Genomic DNA, 21,619 nt, shown 5'->3' on the forward strand with positions numbered 1-21,619 from the left:
TCAATAATGGTTAACGATCTATTTTATCCGCCCTCAAGGCCTTACTCTAGACATCAATAGCAGCGGCTGATCCAGCCTGCTTGCGCAACTCAAACTTCTGAATCTTGCCAGTAGAGGTCTTTGGTAGCTCACAGAACACAATCGCCCTAGGAACCTTAAAGCCAGCCAAATGCTGTTTGCAATGGGCAATGATTTCCTCGGCGGTCACCTCTGCACCGGGCTTAATTTCCAGGAAGGCACAAGGGGTTTCACCCCACTTTGGATCCGGTTTGGCAACTACAGCGGCAGCATTAATTGCGGGGTGGCGATAAAGCACATCCTCAACTTCTACGGAGGAGATGTTTTCTCCTCCAGAAATAATGATGTCCTTACTACGGTCCTTCATCTTCACATAGCCATCAGGGTTCATGACAGCTAAATCGCCCGAGTGAAACCAGCCACCCTCAAAGGCTTCTTGAGTTGCTTTTTCATTCTTCAAATAGCCCTTCATGGCGATATTACCCTTGAACATAATCTCGCCCATGGTTTCACCATCCGCTGGAACCGGCTGCATTGTTTCGGGATCCAGAACTGCAATTGCTTGCTGCATGTGATAGCGCACACCTTGACGCGCATTCAAACGAGCGCGCTCACCAATATCCAAATCATTCCATTCATCTTGTTTGACACATACAGACGCTGGGCCATACACCTCAGTTAAGCCATAAACGTGCGTTAAGTCAAAGCCCAACTTTTCCATGCCTTCAATAATCGATGCGGGTGGCGCAGCACCAGCAATCAAGCCCTTGACACCTGCTGGCACGCCAGCCTTCAACTCATCAGGTGCATTAACCAATAAGTTATGCACAATCGGTGCCGCGCAATAGTGGGTCACACCATGTTCTTTAATCGCTGCAAAAATATGCTGCGCATCAACCCGACGTAAGCACACATTTACTCCAGCACGTGCAGCAATCGTCCACGGGAAGCACCAGCCATTGCAATGAAACATTGGCAGAGTCCAGAGATAAACAGGGTGCTTATTCATATCCCAGTCCAACACATTCGACACTGCATTGATTGCAGCGCCGCGGTGGTGATACACGACGCCTTTAGGATTGCCCGTAGTACCCGAGGTGTAATTCAAGCAAATAGCTTGCCACTCATCAGCAGGCACTTGCCATGCAAAGTGAGGATCACCCTCAGAAAGCAATTGCTCATAAGTAAGTTTGCCCAGCTTCTCGCCAGGAACATCAAATTCTTTTTCTTCAACATCTACCACCAAGAATTCACGGCCAGATTCTTTTTTGGCGATCTCGAGTGCTTTTTTCATGACTACTGAAAACTCTGGATCTACGATGACGACTTTTGCCTCACCATGATTGAGCATAAACGCGACCGACTCTGCATCCAAGCGGGTATTTAGGGCATTCAAGACTGCGCCTGACATTGGAATGCCAAAGTGCGCCTCCACCATTGGCGGTGTATTTGGCAACATCACCGCTACCGTGTCACCTAAGCCAATACCGTGTTTTTGCAAGGCGCTTGCCAAGCGACGGCAACGCTCATAGGTTTGCGCCCAGGTCTGACGCAATTTTCCATGAACAACGGCCGTCTTATTGGGATAAATTTGTGCAGAACGCTCTAAAAAAAGCAGAGGGGTAATGGGGGTGTAATTAGCTGGATTACGATCCAAGCCCTGTTCATAAATATTTGCCATCATCAGCTTTCGATTTCAGTTTTACTAAATCACATTTACTATATTAAATATCTGCCAATGCCTTTACATGGGCTACTACACTACGGCCTAAAGCTGAGAGGTTGTAACCCCCTTCCAAGCAACTCACTATTCGCCCTTGTGCATAGTCATTAGCAATTTCTTTTAAGCGCTTCGTAATCCAAGCGTAGTCATCCTCTACTAAACCCATTTGCCCTAGATCATCTTCGCGATGGGCATCAAAACCCGCTGAAATCATGATGAGTTCAGGCTCAAAATTACGCAAAGCAGGCAACCATTGCTCCTCTACGATCGAGCGCACTACATCACCGCGAGTAGCGGCTGGCAACGGCACATTGACCATGTTATTGGCGTGATCAAGGCCGCTGTAGGGATAAAAAGGATGTTGAAAGAAACTGCACATCAAGACATTAGGGTCATTGAAGAACGCTGCTTCAGTGCCATTGCCATGATGAACGTCAAAATCAATAATGGCCACACGCTCAATGCCATAGGTTTCCATCGCATAACGCGCTGCAATGGCTACGTTATCAAATAAACAAAATCCCATAGAGCGGGTTGGCTCTGCATGATGTCCTGGTGGTCTTACTGCACAAAAGACATTCTCCACTTCGCCTTTCATCACAGCATCGACGCCAGCAATAGCTGCACCAGCAGCTCTAAGCGCTACTCTATAGGTATGGGGATTCATGATGGTATCGCCATCTAGCATGAAATATCCACTCTCAGGAGCGCGATCGCGCACAAAAGACACGTGATCTGGGCTATGCACCAACTCCAACTGATCTTCGGTTGCCAAGGGTGCATCTAGATGATGCAGGAGGGTATCAATACCACTGCGAATCAGCTGATCATTGATCGCCTGAATTCGTTCTGGACACTCTGGATGATGGCTTCCCATCTCATGTTTCAGAAAGTCCGGATGAGTTATGTATCCTGTTGTCATTACTCAAAATCCTCAATAGCAAATTTGTAATTTTTATAATCTAATAAAACGTGCTCAATATTCAAAAATCCAAGGCCCACTGCATGAACTTTCGCATCGCCTACTTACTCTTAGCTCTTGCGCTGACAGGATGCTCTAGCACCCCAACACAGCCAACCCAATCGCAACAGTCCATCGTAAACCAGACTGATGATGCGGTCACAGAGGCGCGTTTTAGCCAAAACCTCAACGAACTACTAGGACAAGTCTCCCAAGCCCAAGAAATCCCGCTACCAGCCCTAGAAATGGGCTTCCTAGATGCTAAAACGATTCCATCAATCCGCAAATTGGTATTACCCCCATCGGGCTCTTTTAAGAAAAATTGGCTGGCTTACCGCAAACGCTTTATTGAACCCGTTCGCCTCAAGGCCGGCAGAGCGTTCTGGGAGCAAAATCAGGCCTTTTTGAGCCAAGTTGAGCAAGATTCAGGGGTGCCGGCCGAGATTATTGTGGCCATTATTGGCATTGAAACCATTTATGGTCGCCAAACCGGCAATTTCAGGGTGAAGGATGTTCTTTCAACTCTGGCCTTTAGCTACCCTGATACGCCCAATAAACCAGCCCGCGAGCAACTCTTCAAAGACCAACTCAAAGAGCTCATTCTCCTATGCTGGACGGAAGCGGGCGGCAAGCTACCCTCCAAAAATAGCAGTCAAGGTATTAACGGCGCACGTTTTAGCGCCTGCTTAAATCAGAACAGCTCTTACGCTGGCGCTATTGGTCTACCGCAGTTCATGCCTAGTAGTATTCGTAGCTTTGCAGTCGACGGAGATGGGGACGGCCAAATCGATCTCAAGCAAAGTCCGAAGGATGCGATTGCCAGCGTTGGTAATTTCATGAAAAAGCATGGCTGGCAAACCGGTATGCCGATTTCTTTTCCAGTTCAAGCCAATGGCCTCGCTGCAGCCAAAGAGTTGGCTGATGGCGAGCCTCAGCTGAAATTTACCGTTCAAGAACTCATTGATAAAGGTGTTCTCACCAAACAACAGGGCGACCTGCAAAGTGGTGGTGTAGAGCCGCAAAATAAGGCTTTCATTGTAGATTTACCTTACCCCGATAAAGATGGCTCAGACCAAGTGCAGTATTTTGTTGGCTTAAATAACTTTCTGACGATAGTTCAGTACAACCGAAGTTATTTCTATGCTCAAAGTGTTGCTGAGTTTGCCGAGGCTTTGGGTTATAAAAATCAGAGCGTGGTACCAGTAGAGAGCGCAACTAAAAATAGTGGCTCCAAAGCCTCTGGCGAAAAATCTAAATCTAAGAAATCGGTCTCAAAGAAAAAGGTGAAATCTACTTAAGCAGGAAAGACGCCAGTAGATAAGTAACGATCACCACGGTCGCAAACAATAAAGACGATCGTGGCATTTTCAACCTGACGCGCAATCCGCAAAGCCACCACCAAAGCACCTCCAGCGGAAATGCCACAAAATATACCCTCTTCTGCAGCCAGGCGACGCGCCATCTCTTCAGCATCTGCTTGAGATACAAACTCGATCGCATCAACGCGATCACCTTGGTAAATCTTCGGCAAATACTCAGGGGCCCATTTGCGAATACCCGGAATTTGAGAGCCCTCTTCGGGCTGTGCACCAATAATCTGAATCGCGGGATTCATAGACTTGAGATAAGTCGATACTCCGGTAATGGTTCCAGTAGTACCCATGGCAGAAACAAAATGGGTAACCTGCCCATCTGTATCGCGCCAGATTTCAGGGCCGGTAGTCTCAATGTGCGCCCTGGGATTGTCTGGATTAGCAAATTGATCAAGCAATCGACCACGACCCTCTCTTTGCAATTGCAAAGCGTAATCTCTAGCAAATTCCATGCCACCAGAGGCTGCGGTCAAAATCAGTTCAGCACCATAGGCCGCCATGCTTTGACGACGTTCAATACTTTGATTTTCTGGCATCACCAAAATCATTTTGTAACCAAGCATCGCTGCAGTCATTGCCAAAGCAATACCTGTATTACCGCTAGTTGCTTCAATTAGTGTATCGCCAGGTTTAATTTCACCGCGCTCTTGTGCGCGCGCGATCATCGACAGCGCAGGTCGGTCCTTCACCGACCCGGCTGGATTATTTCCTTCCAACTTACCCAAGATCACATTATTGCGATTCTCGTTTTCCAAGCCAGGAATACGCTGCAAACGAACCGAAGGCGTATTGCCAACGGTCTGCGAAATAGTGAGGTAAGAAGGTTTGCTCATGAAGCCATTTTAGCCATAAGCAAGCCTACACACGAAAGGGCTTAATTTCGGCGCCCTGCCCCCGAACGCTCCTGCTGATTGCGAGAATGAACTTGATTACGAGAATTGCGTCGACCAGAGGCGCCGCCCTCCTTTTGGGTGCGGCCGTTGGGCTCTCGAAAGGAACTTGGGGCCTCGATTGTTAAACCGTTATCCACCATTTTTTCTACCGATTTCATGCCAATTCCACGCACCCGCTTTTGCAAGTCATTGGCGTCCTGAAAATGCCCGCCATCTAAACGCTCAGCAATAATCGTCTTTGCTTTAGCGGGGCCAATCCCTTTGATACTCTCTAGTTCGGTTTGGGTGGCAGTATTGACGTTAATGGGTGAGGCATATACCGCACCAGATCCTGACACCAAAACAGCGACAGCTACTGCAGCAACCCCAATGAAGCTGCGTATTTTCTCTACATTGAAATATTGAGTCATTTTTTCTCCCGTAATAAATAAAAAATCCACAGGCACAAAGTGCGCGTGGATCGTTTACAACGAATAAAGCGGGTTGAGGTTGACTAGTTTTTTGAAGGGACACACCAATCAGTACTTACTGATAAATCTCCCATCTAATGACTCAAAATAAATTGGGCTGCACGCTTAACAAACTCAGGCTCAGTCTGGTTAAAGCCGTGATAAGCAAAAGAATCACAAACATTACCTTCACTGATACCGCCGTCGATAAATTCCATTTGTGACACAAAGTTTTTAGGTCTGCCCGAAATGATGCGTTGCGATGCGGATATCGGAGTAACCAAACATTCGTCTCGAGCATGATGAATTGCCTCAATAGGCAAATCTACATCATCGCTAAGAGTGGCTGTTCTAACGGTACCAGCAATGATGACGCCTGAGAGTAATTTAGATTCATCGTTGAGCTGATTGACAAAATTAGTCGCAGTTGAGGTGCCCATGCTGTGCCCGAAAATCCAAATAGGTAGCTTTGTTTTCTTTTTGTAATAACGAACCACTTCGCCAACTCTTGCTAGGTGATCCCCTCGCCCCCGAAGGTCTCCCCGCCTTACATCGCCTAAATCATAAGGGGTGTCTACTAATACTGCATCAATCTGATATTGAGACCACAGGTTTGCCGATCGAATAAATGTATGTCGGTTTTTAGTTACGCCATCATCTGTGAGGCGCATCATACCCCCACCCCCAGGAAACAACAGCACTAATGCTTTCGCATTTGGTGTAGGGATAAGCAGAGTTCTTGTGGGTGATTCCTGCTGATGAGGAATATCAAAAATTTGTGACTGCGCAGTAGCAGTCACAAAACAAAAGCAGAGCGCCCATAAAGACTTAACTACCAATGATGCCCTTTAGACCGGTATAAATAGATACTGCAGTAGTTCCTAAGGCCACAATCGTGCCACCATATTCCTGTAGCGTCTTCATTAAGCCATGAACATTTTTAAGAGAGGCGCCACCATCCTGAAAATTCAGGGCGGCAACCTTCATCATCGAGCTTGCCAAGCCAGCTCTACGTGCTCTTTGCTTTGCTGCATAAGCAACGCCACCAAGCAACATACCGGTTAAGAAACTAAACGCAATACTGGCGGAATACTCCAAGACTTCTTTCCACTCAAACAAGTTTTGTGGCCATACAGGTGAGTTATCGACCAAGCTCGTAATCCAACTCATGCCAATCACTGAGGCAATCGCCAAAAAGATCACCCCGATAAACCAGGGCATTACTTTGTGCGCATGTTTATTAAAAAGAGCATAAGCAAATGGTAGAGGCAATACCATGGAGATGATCCGCAAATAAATCATCTTGGTGTCATATACCACCGCAATCAACCAATGAGCCAACAACAAGAGCAGCAGAGGTACTACCAGATACAGAGCAATATCCAAAATCCAACTGATCGGAGATCTTTTTAATATCTTTTGATGCTGCTCTTCCACCATATTCTCAAGCTCAGCAATTCTGAGCTCATAGAGCTCTGGGCTTGGAATGGTAGCTAATTTCTCTTCCAGTGCCGCCACCTTAGACATCATAGGCTTGAGCAAGTAGAGATCACGGCTACAAGTTTTGCAGACGTAAGCCTCCTCAGATACTTCCGAAAGGCAATATGGACAATTCATTATTTATTAACTACTAAATTTAATACTGAATTTGTTTCACGACCTTCTGAGTCTTTAACGGTGACGCGAATAGTATGAGTACCAGGTGGCACATCTGCTTTTGCAAAATCAATACCATTAGCGGAGATTGCATTCTTAAGACGTGGAGTCAAATCTACGAAGGGTGATTTCATATAAACCACCTTAACGGAACTTGGATCTATCTTTGCATCGCCACGCGCTTCAAAATTCACTTTGAAATCAAATGGTGCTGCCACTGGGGTATCGGCTTCAGGTGATGCTAATTTAATCGCCGGTCCACGAGAAATGCCACGTGTTGCCAATGATCCCGCAGCCGGTGGCAAGGCAGCTTCTTTTGCACTGATCAAAGGCGCGGAGATCGCCAGCTGAGAAACGGTCAATGCGAGTGAGGCAAACAGTACTTTGGTGAATTTCATAAAAGCCTTCAATAATTAAAGTTACTCAATAGGTAGATCTTAAATCAATCCCCAACCACTACAAACGGAGCCCAGAACAAGGGGTGGGCATAGGCGTACTTCATATTGCTGCCCTCCTTCATGCCACCTTGATCAATCTGGTTCAGCATAGCCTGTCTCAAAAGCTCGGCTTTACTGGTGCCTTGGGCTTTTTGTTGACTTCTAAATAGGTCGGTCATCATTGTTCTGGAAGCCACCGAATCTACCGGCCAGTTAGAAACTAGAAGCGCTTTGGCGCCTGCAAAGAAGAATGCCCTACCCAAACCGGATACCGCCTCAGAGCCAGCCCCTTCACCGGCAGCAGTATTACAAGCGGATAGCACCACCCAGTCTGCATCTAATTTCAAAGTAATAACCTTATCCATCGTGAGCAAGCCGTCATCTTTATCACCAGTTACATCAGGAGATGACAAAGCAAGTGCTGGCTGGGTTAAGCCATTCAATTCGCCAGGAACAAGACCATGAGTAGCAAACATCACCACCTTGCGATTCGATAAGTCCGTTGACATTACTTGCTTCACAGATGCCTGTTGATGCAAGAAGATATCTCCATCCCCCGCCCCAATTGCTTTGCCAATCTCTTCCAACTCAAGACTGGTGTCGGGCAAGCGAGGTAAGAGCGCTAATTCAGCAGAGCTAACACCTGAAGTCTTTGGCGCACTCCGCAAAGATAGTGGAATTCCGCGTGTCGCCAATTGCGTAGCTTTTGCTTGTTTTTGCGCCGTCTTTTCCTGATCACTACTAAAGTAAGGGTCACCAAAACCAATAAAGTTTTTACGGTTAGGGTTGCCAACAGGCAAAGCCCGCAATGCAGTTAAAGCGGTAACAGACGGCACCTGAGCAACCGCAATATCTCTGGTTAACCAAGGTACAGTTTTATAGCCACTAAATGGAACTGCACCGCCTTTAGCTGGCTGAGCAGTTGGTTTTGTAACAAGAAGTGATAAGGGAAGTTGGCCCAGCTCAGCATGCGGTACGGTGAGCATTACTTTTTTACCTGCAAAGGCGCTTTGTACCGGCGCCAATACTTGCTGATAGATCTGATTTGCCAAAGCGACATCGTAAGGCGGTATCTCATCGATGGTTGCAACACCCGGATCCAAAGATTTACGTAGTTGCGCTACTTCTTTAGCTATTTGTGATCGACCAACTGACAATTGAACAAACTGTGCTGGCCTATCTTTTGTAATTGCCCAAACATAACCAACGTTATCAGCGAAGTACCAGGAGACCAATACTTCATCCGGCTTCAGCGCTCTTTGGGTGCGCTCAATCGAAGCAGGCTTTGGCTCGACCAATTCGGCATAGTCAGGAAACTTACGCTCAATCTCTTTTTTTAACGCTTCACGCTGCGATTTAAACACGCCAATATCAGCTTGAATTTTGGACTGAACTCCAGGCAATTGCTGATCTGGCGGTGCTGAACGCAAACCAGTGAGCAATTCTGAGAGTGTATTAATTCTTCTCTGTAAATCCTGCTCCTGTCTCGCTAGTTCAGCAAGTTGCGGATCTTTAATACTTGCTCGGGCAGCACTTGCAGTCAGAGCTCTCTGTACTCCACTGCCTCTTGCGATATCAGCTACCTGAAAAGCCTGTGCCGCAGCAGCTGTAGCCTGACTAGGATCATTTTTCGCTGTGTACGCTAATGAAGCTAAATAACTTTCGAATAAAAAAGTCATGCGTTGTTGTTGCTTGATGCTACTAGTGTCATTTTCCGCATCGTTCCGCGTTTGATCAATCAATACAGGCATTGATAACTTGTATGCGGCATCTGCCTCAGACCACTTATTCTCCGCCTGCAAGCTAGCTGCATCAAAAGCCCTAACCATTGCCACTCGGGGGGAGTTTTTATCTGCGGAAGACTCCGTCCGCTTCAGCATAGCACCTACCATTTCGTTTGCTTGACTAGCTTTACCAGTCTTTAGCATAGCTAAGACCCAATCAAGATCGCCAAACTGATAGCTACTGGCAATTTCTGGATCAGTTTTAATGCCCGCAGCCATCTCTTCAAAAGATTTATTAGCTTCTGCATATTTTCCATCAGACACAAGTGCAGAACCCAAGGAGCGTTGGGCTAGGGCTAATGTGTTGTTGGCTCCCGTTGCCCCGGAAGCTTTCATCGTACTAACGGCCAGTCTCGACAAAAGAACAGCCTCGGCATATCTCCCCTGCTCATTCACAACAGTAGCAAGACTTCTTAGACCGCGCGCCACTTCAATTGAGTTTGATCCGAAATTTAATAGAGAGAGGGTAATTGATTTACGAGCATAGTACTCAGCATCAATTAATTTTCTCTGCCTGAGCAATACATTGGATAAATTTAATTCGCGATTCGCAATTTGCGTAACGTATATGCGAGGATTATTTGAAGCGTCGTTAGCGACTCTCACATCATCCCCTACGACATCAATCTTACTCGCACTATTTTTAACTCTTTGATACTGAGCTTCAAGCAAATAAAGTGTTTTTCTCAGAGCTCGCTCGCTCTCAATCCACTGTCCTTGGCCAGAGAAATAGATTCCGCGAGAACTCTCATACCCGGACTCCCATATAGGGCCGTACTCTATATAACCACGGGATGACCTTAGTACATTTAACTTACCCTCCAAGATATCGAGCTCTTTTTTTGCTGCATCGAAATTTCCAGAATTTACATAATAGGTAATCAGCAACCTGCCCATTGATATTTGAAAACCAGTTAAGCGAGGCAACGCCGCTAATTGATAGGCCTGGGCTTTTTGAATAAGAGCAATCGCTGTAGATTGTTTCCCGGCAGAACTTTCCAGCACACTCAAATTCACCAGATCATTTAGATGAAGCTGCGGATTCGTAGAAGGATATTGATTGACTGCAATCTCTAAATTTTTCAAGGCCTCAACTGTATTGCCGAGATCCTCATAGGCAGCTGAACGCCTGGTGTAATAGTGGTTCAAGACCTCACTATCTTGTTTAGCAGGCAAGGGCATTGCCACTACTTTTTGTGCGCGCTCTACGATAGCTAAGTCTGGCTTGGTTTGCTCAATCAGCCTCAGGATATCTTTTACATCCCTTGGGGGTGCCTTCACACTCTCAACATCTACCTCATCTTTAGTCGGAGCTGCAAATGAATAGATCGGTAGCAGCACCATGGTGCAGCACAGCAATATTGATGAAATAAGGGAATGCTTACGCACAGGAATCTCCTAGTTTTTATAAGCAATATAGTAACCCACCAATGTGAAGGGTTTTCTAGGTAGGACTACCTAGGTAAAGGGATCTGGCGCTAAAAAACGCCAGTTTATGCCTTAAAGGGGATTAGCTAAAAATCCTGAATTAGCCTCTAGCCACTCAATATAGCGACTGACACCCTGCTCTACATTCAGAAAGGGCTCTGTGTAGCCGGCAGCTCTCAGCTTGGTTAAATCAGCCTGGGTAAAGCATTGATATTTACCCTTGAGCGCATCCGGAAATGAGATGTACTCAATAGCCTTTTCTTTGACCAATTCTTGGAGTGATGCAGGTGCTGCTTTATCTAGCTTGCGCATTGCATTTGCAACTGCATGAGCGACATCATTAAAGGGTTGCGCACGACCGCTACCTAAATTAAAAATGCCGCTGATTTCTGGATGATCCAGGAAAAAGAGGTTTACCTTCACTACGTCTTCAACCGAGACAAAGTCACGGCTTTGTTCGCCGGGACCATAACCACCGTACTCACCAAAGAGCTTTACATGGCCATTAGCTTTGTATTGATGGTATTGATGAAAAGCAACGGAGGCCATGCGACCCTTGTGTGATTCACGAGGACCATAGACATTGAAGTAACGAAAGCCAACAACCTGCGCTGTGTTGGCTTTCTCAGCAAAACGCTTACGCATCACTTGATCAAATAAGAACTTGGAGTAGCCGTAAATATTGAGTGGCTTCTCATGCTCTCGGCTTTCTACAAATACGTCTGAACCACCGTAGGTGGCAGCGGAAGAAGCGTAAAGTAGTTGTACTTTTTTAACGGTACAGATATCTAGCAAATCCATGGTGTAGCGATAGTTGTTCGCCATCATGAAAATACCATCGGTTTCCATCGTATCGGAACAGGCACCCTCATGAAAGACTGCTTTAACTTTGCCAAAACGACCACTTCTAAAAGCTTCTAGAAACTCGTCTTTATCAAGGTAATCAATGATGTCTAAATCGGCGAGGTTGCGATACTTATCCGCAGGACGAAGATCATCCACTGCGATGATATTTTTCTCGCCACGGGCATTAAGCGCCTGAACAATATTGGCACCAATAAATCCAGCTGCGCCAGTTACGATAATAGTCACTGTAATTCCTCTGAAGTAACGGTTGCAGTTCCCAACTTACCAACGACGATGCCGCCCGCACGATTCGCAAGTGCCATCGCTTTTTCTAAAGGCCACTTTGCAGCCAAGGCAACAGCTAGTGTTGCAATAACAGTATCACCAGCACCTGAGACATCAAATACTTCACGCGCTTGGGCTTTGACATGACTCACACCGGATTCCGTATAGAGACTCATGCCATCCTCAGAGCGCGTTAAGAGCAGCGCCTGAAGATCCAGGGACTTTCTCAGGTCTTGAGCTTTCTTGGTTAAATCCTCTTCGCTGGTCCACTGCCCTACCACTTGGCGTAACTCGCTGCGGTTAGGTGTTAAGACAGTAGCACCACGATACTTCTCATAATCTTCACCCTTGGGGTCAACCAAGATCATTTTATTTTGAGCTCTCGCTTGCTCAATCATATGCGCTACTTGCCCTAAGGCACCTTTACCGTAATCCGACAGAATCACGACATCAGCATCGCCAACGAGCTTTTCAAAACGCTCTAACTTATGGGCGAGTGCTTTTGCACTCGGGGTTTCTTCAAAATCTAGGCGTATCAATTGTTGCTGGCGAGCAATGACGCGCAACTTCACAATCGTTGGAACATCACCATCAATCTCTAATTGGCTATCGACACCACCTGCTTTTAACAATTCCACTACACGCTTACCGGGCTCGTCGTTACCTACGATTCCAAGGATCGTTGCTTTCGCATCGAGTGCAGCGACGTTACGGGCTACGTTAGCGGCACCGCCAAGGCGCTCGTCAATCTTGGCAACCTGCACAACAGGCACAGGTGCTTCTGGAGAAATGCGATTGGTGTCGCCGAACCAATAACGATCCAGCATGACATCACCCACTACCAGCAGGCGGGCTTTAGAGAACTGTTCTCGATTGGCTTTTTCCATTTATATCTACTTTAATTATGTCTACCAATGCCATGGTACTCAATGCCTAATTCTTGCATAGAAGCAGGCTCATACAGGTTACGACCATCAAAAATCACTGGGCGCTTGAGCTTTTGTAGCACTTGATCAAAGTCTGGGCTTCTAAAGGCTTTCCACTCAGTCACAATCACTAGAGCATCAGCATCATCTAGGGCACTCATGGGGTCATCCACCATCGAGACTTGTTTAAGCCCTGCTGGATTGTCTTTAAAATCTAAGTCTAGGCAGTGCTTGGCTTCTGGCATTGAAACTGGATCATGAGCCACTACGGAAGCTCCACGTTTAACGAGCTCTTGAATGATGACGCGACTTGGCGCTTCACGCATATCGTCGGTATTGGGTTTAAAAGCTAAACCCCACAGAGCAAACTTCATGCCTTTGAGATCTTTGCCAAAACGCTTTTCGATCTTTTCGACCAGGATGTACTTTTGCAATTCATTCACTGCTTCGACAGCGTCAAGGATCTTCAGATCACGACCATGCTCTTTAGCGGTCTTGGATAAAGCAGAAACGTCTTTAGGAAAGCATGAGCCACCATAACCAGTGCCGGAGTATAAAAAGCCATAGCCAATACGAGAGTCTGAGCCGATACCTTGGCGCACTGCTTCAATATCAGCGCCCACTAAGTCAGCCAAGTTGGCCAACTCGTTCATAAAAGAGATGCGGGTTGCTAACATCGCATTCGCAGCGTATTTAGTGAGCTCAGCACTTTTTACATCCATGTAATAAGTACGCTCATGGTGACGATTAAATGGAGCATAGAGCTTGCGCATTTGCTCTTTGGCACGCAGTCCGGCTGGAGTGGCTTCGGTGCCAATCACAATACGATCAGGGCGCATAAAGTCTTCCACGGCAGCGCCTTCTTTAAGGAACTCTGGGTTAGATACCACTGAGCAGAGCTCTGGAGATAAATTTCTTTTTTCCAATTCCTCAATAATGGCTGCTTGAACCCTGTCAGCAGTGCCAACTGGCACGGTCGATTTATCGACGATCACCTTAGGCGTAGTCATATGGCGACCAATATTACGCGCAGCGGCTACAACATACTGAAGATCTGCTGAGCCATCTTCGTCGGGCGGCGTGCCAACTGCAATGAACTGAATATCGCCATGAGCAACAGATGCTGCAATATCAGTAGAGAACTGCAAACGTCCAGCAGCACGATTGCGCTCAATCATTTCTTTGAGGCCTGGCTCATAAATAGGGACACCGCCAGAATTGAGAATCTCAATCTTTTTGGGATCAACATCTACACAAAAGACGTTATTGCCTTGCTCTGCTAAGCATGCGCCTGTAACAAGACCTACGTAACCGCTACCGATAATGGTGACTTTCAATTTCTCTCCAAACTTTTACATAGAAGGGCCGCTAGGTGCAGCACCTTCACTTCGTCTTGGGGAGTATGCCTCCCAATGATTACAACCAGGACACTGCCAATAAAATCTTCTCGCCCTGAAGCCACAGTTGCCACAAGTGTAGCGCGCCAAGCTAGTGGTACGCTGACGCAATAAAGTCAAAATCGACTGCAGCTCCAATAGTCTTTCTGGATTAGCGCTACCCTCTTCTAATGCAAGACGCGTTTCAGCCAACTTAGATAAAGCAATTAAGGTTGGGGAATGCTGCATCACATCTGAAAGCATGGCATTGGCAGCCTGAGGTCCTCGAATTTTCATCAGATGCTTATGAACAAAATCAAGTAACTCACCTGTAGCTTGAGTTTTCAGAAGCTCATAGAGAATATCTAAGCCCTCACTCTCCTTGCCAATCGCTGCGTGCGCGAGCATCCAGCGATCTGCCAATAAATGCATGTATGCAGGATGCGATTTAGCGATCACGCTCCAAGCCTCAATTGCTTGAGTAGGTCGGTCCATTGCTATCAAGTAGTCCCCTTGCAAAATTAATGCACGGGCATGATTTGGGACAGCCTGCAACGCACGTTGAATTGATTGCTCTGCCTCAACTAAGTCTTTACGACGTAGCGCCTCTTGAGCAAGCTCACAATGAAATTGTGCGATTTCAGTATGGTGTGATTTACCTTGCAGACTCTCAAGCTCACTTGCAGCAATGATGGCTTTTTTCCAATCATGCTCAATTTGATACATCTCGAGCAAACTTTCTTTTGCGGGTTCAGCATACTTACCATCGCCCACCCGATTGAGTGAGGCTTCTGCTCTATCTAGCAAACCAGCGCGCAAAAAATCACGGCCCAACTCATAGGCGGCATGATCACGATCACGTGGTTTTAAGTCATCGCGGTTGGCCAAATGCTGATGCACCCGAATAGCGCGCTCAGTCTCGCCACGACGACGGAATAAATTTCCGAGTGAGAAATGCAGTTCAATTGTCTCGGGATCTAGTTGTGCAATTTTGACGAGTGTTTCAATTGCTTGATCTGGCTGCTCATTCAGAAGCAGACTCAAACCTTTAAAAGTTGAACGCTGCTGACGCATGCGCTCCCGTTCGTCCATGCGATTCTCGAGACGCAAATCCCAGCGCGCCGCTAACCAACCAATGCCAAACATGACTGGTAGTAGCAATAACCAAGCGGTAGCTATCTGAATCATGCTGAACAGAATTTAAATAAAAAAATGGCCCGAATGGACCACTGAGGTTTAGCCTGAATCTTAGGCACCAGAACCCTCTTTGGGGCCCGCCTGCTTCAACGGCTTGTAATCTACTCGCTCGCGCAACTCTTTGCCAGGCTTAAAGTGCGGAACGCGTTTTTCTGGAATCAATACTTTCTCACCAGACTTTGGATTGCGACCTGTACGTGCAGGACGATGGTGAAGTACAAAGCTTCCCACACCGCGCAGTTCAATACGCTTGCCCTCAGCCAAAGCATGAGTCATTGTGTCCAGCAAAGTTTTTACCGCCAACTCTACGTCCCTAGGCAAAAGCTGCGGAAACTGTTCCGCGAGGCTCTCCACTAGTTCGGAGCGGGTAATTGCTTGTTGCTCTTGATCTGTCATGATCTATCAATGAAAAATCGCCGCTCTCCTCATGGAAAGCGGCGAAATTGATTTAGCCTTGATTGTCCAATTTTGCTTTTAACAAAGCACCCAAATTGGTAGTGCCAGACTGCGCATCACCTTGGAGCTTGCTCATTGCATCTTGTTGATCAGAACTGTCTTTTGCTTTGATTGAAAGATTGATAACACGTGACTTACGATCAATATTAATGATCATTGCAGTAACGCTGTCGCCTTCTTTCAATACATTGCGTGCATCTTCAACACGATCTGTTGAGATCTCAGAAGCACGTAAGTAAGCTTCAACTTCATCAGCCAAGTGAATTGTTGCACCCTTAGCATCAACAGCTTTCACAGTACCAGTAACGAGGCTACCCTTGTCGCTGACAGATGTGTAGTTATTGAATGGGTCGCCAGACAATTGCTTGATACCGAGAGAGATACGCTCTTTCTCAACATCAATTGCCAATACAGTGGCTTCAACTTCATCACCTTTTTTGTATTTCTTAACAGCTTCTTCTCCTGGCTCATTCCATGAGAGGTCTGAGAGGTGAACTAAGCCATCGATGCCGCCAGGCAAGCCAATGAACACACCAAAGTCAGTAATAGACTTGATTGCGCCAGTCAACTTATCGCCTTTTTGTTGGGCACGTGAGAACTCTTCCCATGGATTTGCTTTGCACTGCTTGATGCCCAAGCTAATACGACGCTTGTCTTCATCAATATCCAGAACCATTACTTCAACTTCGGTTCCTAATGCAGTAGCTTTGCTTGGAGCAACGTTCTTGTTAGTCCAGTCCATTTCAGAAACGTGTACCAAACCTTCGATACCAGATTCGATTTCAACGAATGCACCGTAGTCAGTCAGGTTAGTTACCTTACCGAATAAACGGGTGTTTGGTGGGTAACGACGAGCGATACCAACCCATGGATCATCACCAAGTTGTTTCACACCGAGTGAAACACGGTTCTTCTCTTGATCGAACTTCAAAATCTTAGCGGTAACTTCTTGACCAACAGTCAACATCTCGCTTGGGTGACGCACACGACGCCATGCCAAGTCAGTGATGTGCAAGAGGCCATCGATACCACCGAGGTCAACGAATGCGCCGTAGTCAGTAATGTTCTTAACGAGGCCAGTAACCACTGCGCCTTCTTTAAGGTTAGACATCAACTTAGCACGCTCTTCACCTTGGCTAGCTTCAACAACAGCACGACGTGACAACACTACGTTGTTACGCTTACGGTCGAGCTTGATAACCTTGAACTCCATCGTCTTACCTTCGTAAGGGCTGGTGTCTTTGATTGGGCGTGTGTCAACGAGTGATCCAGGCAAGAATGCACGGATACCGTTAACCATTACAGTCAAGCCGCCTTTAACCTTACCAGTAACAGTACCGGTAACGATCTCAGCTTGCTCGAGAGCTTTTTCCAAGTTCATCCATGATGCCAAGCGCTTAGCTTTATCACGGGAAAGGATTGTGTCGCCATAGCCGTTCTCAAGAGCGTCAATAGCAACAGAAACGAAATCGCCAGGAGCTACTTCAATCTCGCCAGCGTCGTTATGGAATTCTTCAACAGGAATAAACGCTTCAGACTTTAAGCCAGCGTTAACAACGACGAAGTTATGGTCGATGCGAAGAACTTCAGCCGAAATAACTTGGCCGGTCTTCATATTCGATCGGGTTAATGATTCTTCAAATAGTTCTGCAAATGATTCAGACATGTGTATTCACTTTGTGCCGCCAGAAGGCCTGACGGGTTAGGTTAAAAAAGTCTTCAAGAAACACGCTAATGAAAAGTCGCGTTGTGGAGTTTCTTAAGACACCAAAAACTACTGCTTACTGCTACAACTAAAACAACTACAAACTAGGCGATTGAGGATTGATGCCAATCTAAAACCGTCTTAACTGCTTGATCTATCGACAAATCTGATGTCTCAAGCACTTTTGCACCATCTGCAACTAACAAGGGTGCGGTACCTCGACTACTGTCTCTGGCATCGCGCTCCTGCAAATCTTGCAGTAAGTCGGAAAGTTTAGCAGAAATTCCCTTAGCTATCAATTGCTTATAGCGACGCTCAGCCCTGGCAGCAGCCGTTGCAGTCAAGAAAACCTTCAAAACCGCATCTGGGAATATGACGCTGGCCATATCCCTGCCATCGGCTACTAGCCCTGGCAATTGGCGAAAACTGCGCTGCAAACCCACTAAAGCAGCCCTGACCTCAGGATGAACTGCTAGAGCGGAGGCTCTTAAACCGATGTTTTCGGTACGAATTGCCTCAGTGACATCCTCGCCATTGAGGAAAATTTGACTATTTTTGAATGAAATCAATAACTTAGGTACTAAAAGGCCTAATTCGAGGGCATTTTTGACGTCAATTCCTTGTTTTTCACTAGCCAAGGCAACCAAACGATAGAGTGCGCCACTGTCCAAATAATGAAATCCCAACTTTTCTGCCACGAGCGAGGCAACCGTCCCTTTGCCAGAGGCTGTAGGTCCATCAATTGCGATGACTGGTGGAAGACTCATAAATAGGGTTTGGCTTAGCTAACTACTTTCGCAAATTCTGCGAAGTAGGTTGGGAATGTTTTTGCTACGCAATTGGGATCATTGATCTTGAGTGCATTTGGGCCAAACGCAGCGAGTGAGAAACACATCGCCATACGATGGTCATCATAAGTATCAATGCCTTCGCTTGGTGACTTCCAATCACTTTGTGAAGCGGGCGCCTGAACTACGATGTAATCGGCACCCTCTTCTATGATTGCACCAACCTTCTTTAATTCTTTTGCCATCGCGGCAATACGATCAGTTTCCTTAACGCGCCAGCTAGCAATATTATTTAAACGCGTTGGGCCTTCTGCAAATAAAGCCGCAACCGCAAGCGTCATTGCAGCATCCGGAATTTCTGTGCAATCAATCGTGATGCCATTGAGTTTGCCATTGGCATTTTCCATGCCGGACACTTCAATCCAATCTTCACCAGCGTTAATCTTGGCGCCCATCAGCGCAAGCGCGTCCGCAAATGCCACATCTCCTTGAATACTGTCATTACCTACACCAAGCACCCTCACTGGGCCGCCACCGATAGCGCCAAGAGCCAAGAAATACGAGGCTGAAGAGGCATCACCCTCTACCGATAATTGGCCAGGACTTTTATATACGGCGTCTGAAGTTTTTGCGGGAATGATGAAAGATTGCATATCAGGGCAAGCAACTGTGACGCCAAAACGCGCCATCAACTTCAAAGTGATATCGATGTATGGACGAGAAATCAACTCGCCAATCACTTCAATGCGTACCGGCTCGTTTGCGACCAACGGTAAAGCCATCAACAATGCCGTCAAGAATTGACTAGATACATCACCACGCACCTTCACAACATCTTTGATCTGAATATCTGCCGCCAAGATTTTGATTGGGGGATAGCCTTCTTGCAATTCGTAATCGATCTTTGCGCCCACTTGACGCAAACCATCCACTAAATCTCGGATCGGTCTTTCATGCATACGTGCAACACCAGATAAGCGGTAGTTGCCGCCCTGCATTGCAAGCGCTGCAGTTAAAGGACGAATCGCAGTGCCGGCATTACCCATAAAGAGGTCTGCATCCTGCACGGGGAACTTGCCACTACAACCCTCAACGACGCAAACCTTGTCAGCCTTATCGGTTACAGATAAGCCCAGTTGACGCAATGCATTACGCATCACTTGCGTGTCATCCGCGTCTAGCAAGTTCGTCAAGGTAGTCGTACCTGAAGAAAGGGCTGCAAGCAACAGCGCACGATTAGAGATGCTTTTGGAGCCAGGTAATACGATCGAGCCTTGCGCTCGCTTCAATGGCCCAACGCTAATATCTGGCAAACCGCTCATTAAAGTACGTCCAAGTCTTGACGTGCTTTGCTCGCCTTATTGAATAATTTTTCTAAACCAGCGCCATCACCTTCAGAGACAAGTTTGCGCATATGGTTCACGATCAAGAGATATTGGTCCAACTCTTTCAGAATGGCAGTGCGATTGCCTAAGCAAATATCACGCCACATTTCTGGACTAGAAGCGGCAATACGAGTGAAGTCTTTAAAGCCAGCACCTACATGACTCAACTTTTGCTCAGCATCTTCGGAATTGACCACGCTTGCCATTAAAGCGTAAGACAAGAGGTGAGGGAGATGAGACACAGCCGCATAAATCGCGTCGTGCTGTACGACACCAATCTTTTTCACTTCAGAGCCAACACTTTCCCAGAAGCCAGTAATTAAGGTTGTATCTTCAGGAGAATTTTCTTGCAATGGGCAAATTATTGTCTGCTTACCCTGGAACAAATCTGCCTTAGCAGCGCTAGCGCCATGCTGAGCACCACCGGCAATCGGATGCGCCGGCACAAATTGACAGGCCTTCTTACCCAACACCTCTTTAGCAGCCAGAATGACATCACCTTTAGTGCTACCAGCATCGGTAATCATGGTGCGAGACTCAAGATGCGGCTCCATCACTTCAAAGGCAGCTCGCATTTGCGCTACTGGCACGCAAAGCACAATCACATCAGATTGCTTTGCGGCCTCAACTAAATCTACTACACCATCAATCGCGCCCATCTTTTGCGCTTGATCTAAATTTTCTTTACTACGACCTACGCCCAATACTTTAGTCACCACGCCAGCTTTTTTAAGCGCTAACCCTAAAGAGGCGCCAATCAAGCCGACGCCAACAATGGTGACAGTGCCGTAATTACTCGCTGGATTAATGATGGTCATTTAAGAATATCTTTTAAGGCAGAAATAAAAGCCGCATTTTCTTCTGGCAAGCCAATAGAGATACGTAACCATTGCGGCAAACCGTAATTACCTACCGGGCGAACAATGATGCCGCGCTTAAGCAACTCTAAGTTGATGCGTGCGCCTGCCTGATCATCATCACCCACCTTAACCAAAACAAAGTTTCCGGCAGAAGGCAAATACCGCAGACCCAATTGATCAAATGCCTTAGTGAGCTGTTCATAACCAGCCTGATTCAGTTCAAAACCTTGCTGCAAGAATGCTGTATCTTGAAACGCTGCAATCGCTGCAGCCTGCGCCAAGCTATTCACATTGAATGGTTGACGAATACGATTCAAAAGATCCGTTAAGTGCGGCTGAGCCACACCATAACCAATACGCAAGCCAGCCAAACCGTATGCTTTAGAGAAGCTGCGCGACAAAATCATATTTGGGAAACGCTTTACCCAAGCAATCGCATCGTAGCGTTGCTCTAGGGTAAGGTACTCGTTATAAGCCTCATCAAGTACCACCACTACATTTGATGGAACTGCCACTAAAAAATCTTCAATTTCTTTTGCTGTTAAGTAGCTGCCCGTTGGATTATTTGGGTTGGCCACAAATACGAGCTTTGCTTTATCGCCAGATGCTTTAATTGCTGCCAACATCGCTGGTAAGTCATGGCCATAGATTGCAGTCGCAGGAACCTCAATTGCCTTAGCACCAACAGCCTGCGTCGCCAGGGGATAAACAGCAAATGCATGTTTAGAGAAGATCACTTCATCGCCAGCTTGTGCAACGGCTCGGGCCGCCAGCTCCAGAATATCGTTACTACCATTGCCTAAAGTAATCCAGTCTGTCGGTACACCCAAGCGATCAGCTAAAACATTCTTCAGCTCAAACCCATTCGAATCTGGGTAGCGACCCAAATCACCAGCAGCCTTGAGCATGGCATCTTGGGCAGACTTAGGCATACCCAATGGATTCTCATTGGAAGCCAGCTTCACAATTTTGTTTTCATCCAAACCGTATTCACGAGCAACCTCGCTAATAGGACGACCGCCAACATAAGGGGCAATCGCATGAATATGTTTGAGACCAATCTTAGAAGTCAT

At 46.7% G+C, this 21,619-nt stretch carries 18 protein-coding genes and 1 pseudogene; 1 reads left to right on the forward strand and 18 read right to left on the reverse strand.

Going from position 1 to position 21,619, the window contains the following annotated elements:
- Positions 1 to 46: 46 nt before the first annotated feature.
- Together AOC21_RS07405 and AOC21_RS07410 are read right to left on the reverse strand one after the other, a co-directional pair.
- Positions 47 to 1,699, reverse strand: coding sequence for an acyl-CoA synthetase (locus AOC21_RS07405; RefSeq protein ID WP_215391368.1), 1,653 nt, complete (start codon positions 1,697 to 1,699; stop codon positions 47 to 49).
- Positions 1,700 to 1,742: 43 nt separating this feature from the next.
- Positions 1,743 to 2,663: a histone deacetylase family protein gene (locus AOC21_RS07410; RefSeq protein WP_215391369.1), complete on the reverse strand. Its 921-nt coding sequence runs from the start codon at positions 2,661 to 2,663 to the stop codon at positions 1,743 to 1,745.
- An 83-nt stretch (positions 2,664 to 2,746) separates the two neighbouring features.
- Here AOC21_RS07410 and AOC21_RS07415 point away from each other — a divergent pair, with 83 nt between their 5' ends.
- Positions 2,747 to 4,000, forward strand: coding sequence for a lytic transglycosylase domain-containing protein (locus AOC21_RS07415; RefSeq protein WP_215391370.1), 1,254 nt, complete (start codon positions 2,747 to 2,749; stop codon positions 3,998 to 4,000).
- Here the strand turns inward: AOC21_RS07415 and cysM are convergent.
- From cysM to hisC, 16 genes and pseudogenes are all read right to left on the reverse strand, one after another.
- Positions 3,997 to 4,908: a cysteine synthase CysM gene (cysM, locus tag AOC21_RS07420; protein ID WP_215391371.1), complete on the reverse strand. Its 912-nt coding sequence runs from the start codon at positions 4,906 to 4,908 to the stop codon at positions 3,997 to 3,999. The genes AOC21_RS07415 and cysM overlap by 4 nt on opposite strands.
- Before the next feature lie 41 nt (positions 4,909 to 4,949).
- On the reverse strand, positions 4,950 to 5,378 hold the full coding sequence (locus AOC21_RS07425; RefSeq protein WP_251371479.1) for a helix-hairpin-helix domain-containing protein: 429 nt from the start codon (positions 5,376 to 5,378) through the stop codon (positions 4,950 to 4,952).
- 134 nt (positions 5,379 to 5,512) lie between these two features.
- Positions 5,513 to 6,091, reverse strand: a complete 579-nt coding sequence (locus AOC21_RS07430; protein WP_215391372.1) for a hypothetical protein — start codon at positions 6,089 to 6,091, stop codon at positions 5,513 to 5,515.
- A 154-nt stretch (positions 6,092 to 6,245) separates the two neighbouring features.
- On the reverse strand, positions 6,246 to 6,947 hold the full coding sequence (locus AOC21_RS07435) for a hypothetical protein (RefSeq protein ID WP_215391373.1): 702 nt from the start codon (positions 6,945 to 6,947) through the stop codon (positions 6,246 to 6,248).
- A gap of 86 nt (positions 6,948 to 7,033) precedes the next feature.
- The gene (locus AOC21_RS07440; RefSeq protein ID WP_215391374.1) at positions 7,034 to 7,471 is read right to left on the reverse strand and encodes a hypothetical protein; all 438 of its coding nucleotides are present in this window, start codon (positions 7,469 to 7,471) and stop codon (positions 7,034 to 7,036) included.
- A gap of 44 nt (positions 7,472 to 7,515) precedes the next feature.
- Entirely contained in the window at positions 7,516 to 10,683 is a 3,168-nt protein-coding gene (locus AOC21_RS07445) for a CHAT domain-containing tetratricopeptide repeat protein (protein ID WP_215391375.1), read from the reverse strand.
- A gap of 111 nt (positions 10,684 to 10,794) precedes the next feature.
- Positions 10,795 to 11,814 carry an ADP-glyceromanno-heptose 6-epimerase gene (gene rfaD / locus AOC21_RS07450; RefSeq protein ID WP_215391376.1) on the reverse strand — a complete coding sequence of 340 codons (1,020 nt, stop codon included), beginning with the start codon at positions 11,812 to 11,814 and terminating at the stop codon, positions 10,795 to 10,797.
- Positions 11,811 to 12,740 carry a D-glycero-beta-D-manno-heptose-7-phosphate kinase gene (rfaE1, locus tag AOC21_RS07455; protein WP_215391377.1) on the reverse strand — a complete coding sequence of 310 codons (930 nt, stop codon included), beginning with the start codon at positions 12,738 to 12,740 and terminating at the stop codon, positions 11,811 to 11,813. Before rfaE1 ends, rfaD begins: the two co-directional genes overlap by 4 nt.
- A gap of 11 nt (positions 12,741 to 12,751) precedes the next feature.
- A complete protein-coding gene (locus AOC21_RS07460; RefSeq protein ID WP_215391378.1) occupies positions 12,752 to 14,116 on the reverse strand; it encodes a UDP-glucose/GDP-mannose dehydrogenase family protein in 1,365 nt (454 codons plus the stop codon).
- A gap of 15 nt (positions 14,117 to 14,131) precedes the next feature.
- Positions 14,132 to 15,343 (reverse strand): lipopolysaccharide assembly protein LapB, encoded by a 1,212-nt coding sequence (gene lapB, locus AOC21_RS07465; protein ID WP_215391379.1) that lies wholly within the window; start codon positions 15,341 to 15,343, stop codon positions 14,132 to 14,134.
- 66 nt (positions 15,344 to 15,409) lie between these two features.
- A pseudogene (locus AOC21_RS07470) lies at positions 15,410 to 15,748 on the reverse strand (integration host factor subunit beta); the annotation flags it as partial.
- Between the two features lie 52 nt (positions 15,749 to 15,800).
- A complete protein-coding gene (gene rpsA / locus AOC21_RS07475) occupies positions 15,801 to 17,474 on the reverse strand; it encodes a 30S ribosomal protein S1 (protein ID WP_068324328.1) in 1,674 nt (557 codons plus the stop codon).
- A 143-nt stretch (positions 17,475 to 17,617) separates the two neighbouring features.
- On the reverse strand, positions 17,618 to 18,280 hold the full coding sequence (gene cmk, locus AOC21_RS07480) for a (d)CMP kinase (protein WP_215391380.1): 663 nt from the start codon (positions 18,278 to 18,280) through the stop codon (positions 17,618 to 17,620).
- A 14-nt stretch (positions 18,281 to 18,294) separates the two neighbouring features.
- Complete coding sequence (gene aroA, locus AOC21_RS07485; RefSeq protein WP_215392790.1) at positions 18,295 to 19,614, reverse strand: 3-phosphoshikimate 1-carboxyvinyltransferase; 1,320 nt, start codon at positions 19,612 to 19,614, stop codon at positions 18,295 to 18,297.
- Between the two features lie 8 nt (positions 19,615 to 19,622).
- Positions 19,623 to 20,504: a prephenate dehydrogenase/arogenate dehydrogenase family protein gene (locus AOC21_RS07490; protein ID WP_215391381.1), complete on the reverse strand. Its 882-nt coding sequence runs from the start codon at positions 20,502 to 20,504 to the stop codon at positions 19,623 to 19,625.
- On the reverse strand, positions 20,501 to 21,619 hold the full coding sequence (gene hisC, locus AOC21_RS07495) for a histidinol-phosphate transaminase (RefSeq protein WP_215391382.1): 1,119 nt from the start codon (positions 21,617 to 21,619) through the stop codon (positions 20,501 to 20,503). The genes AOC21_RS07490 and hisC overlap by 4 nt, the downstream gene beginning before the upstream one ends.

The organism is Polynucleobacter sp. VK25 (assembly GCF_018687355.1).
Taxonomy (GTDB): Bacteria; Pseudomonadota; Gammaproteobacteria; order Burkholderiales; family Burkholderiaceae; genus Polynucleobacter.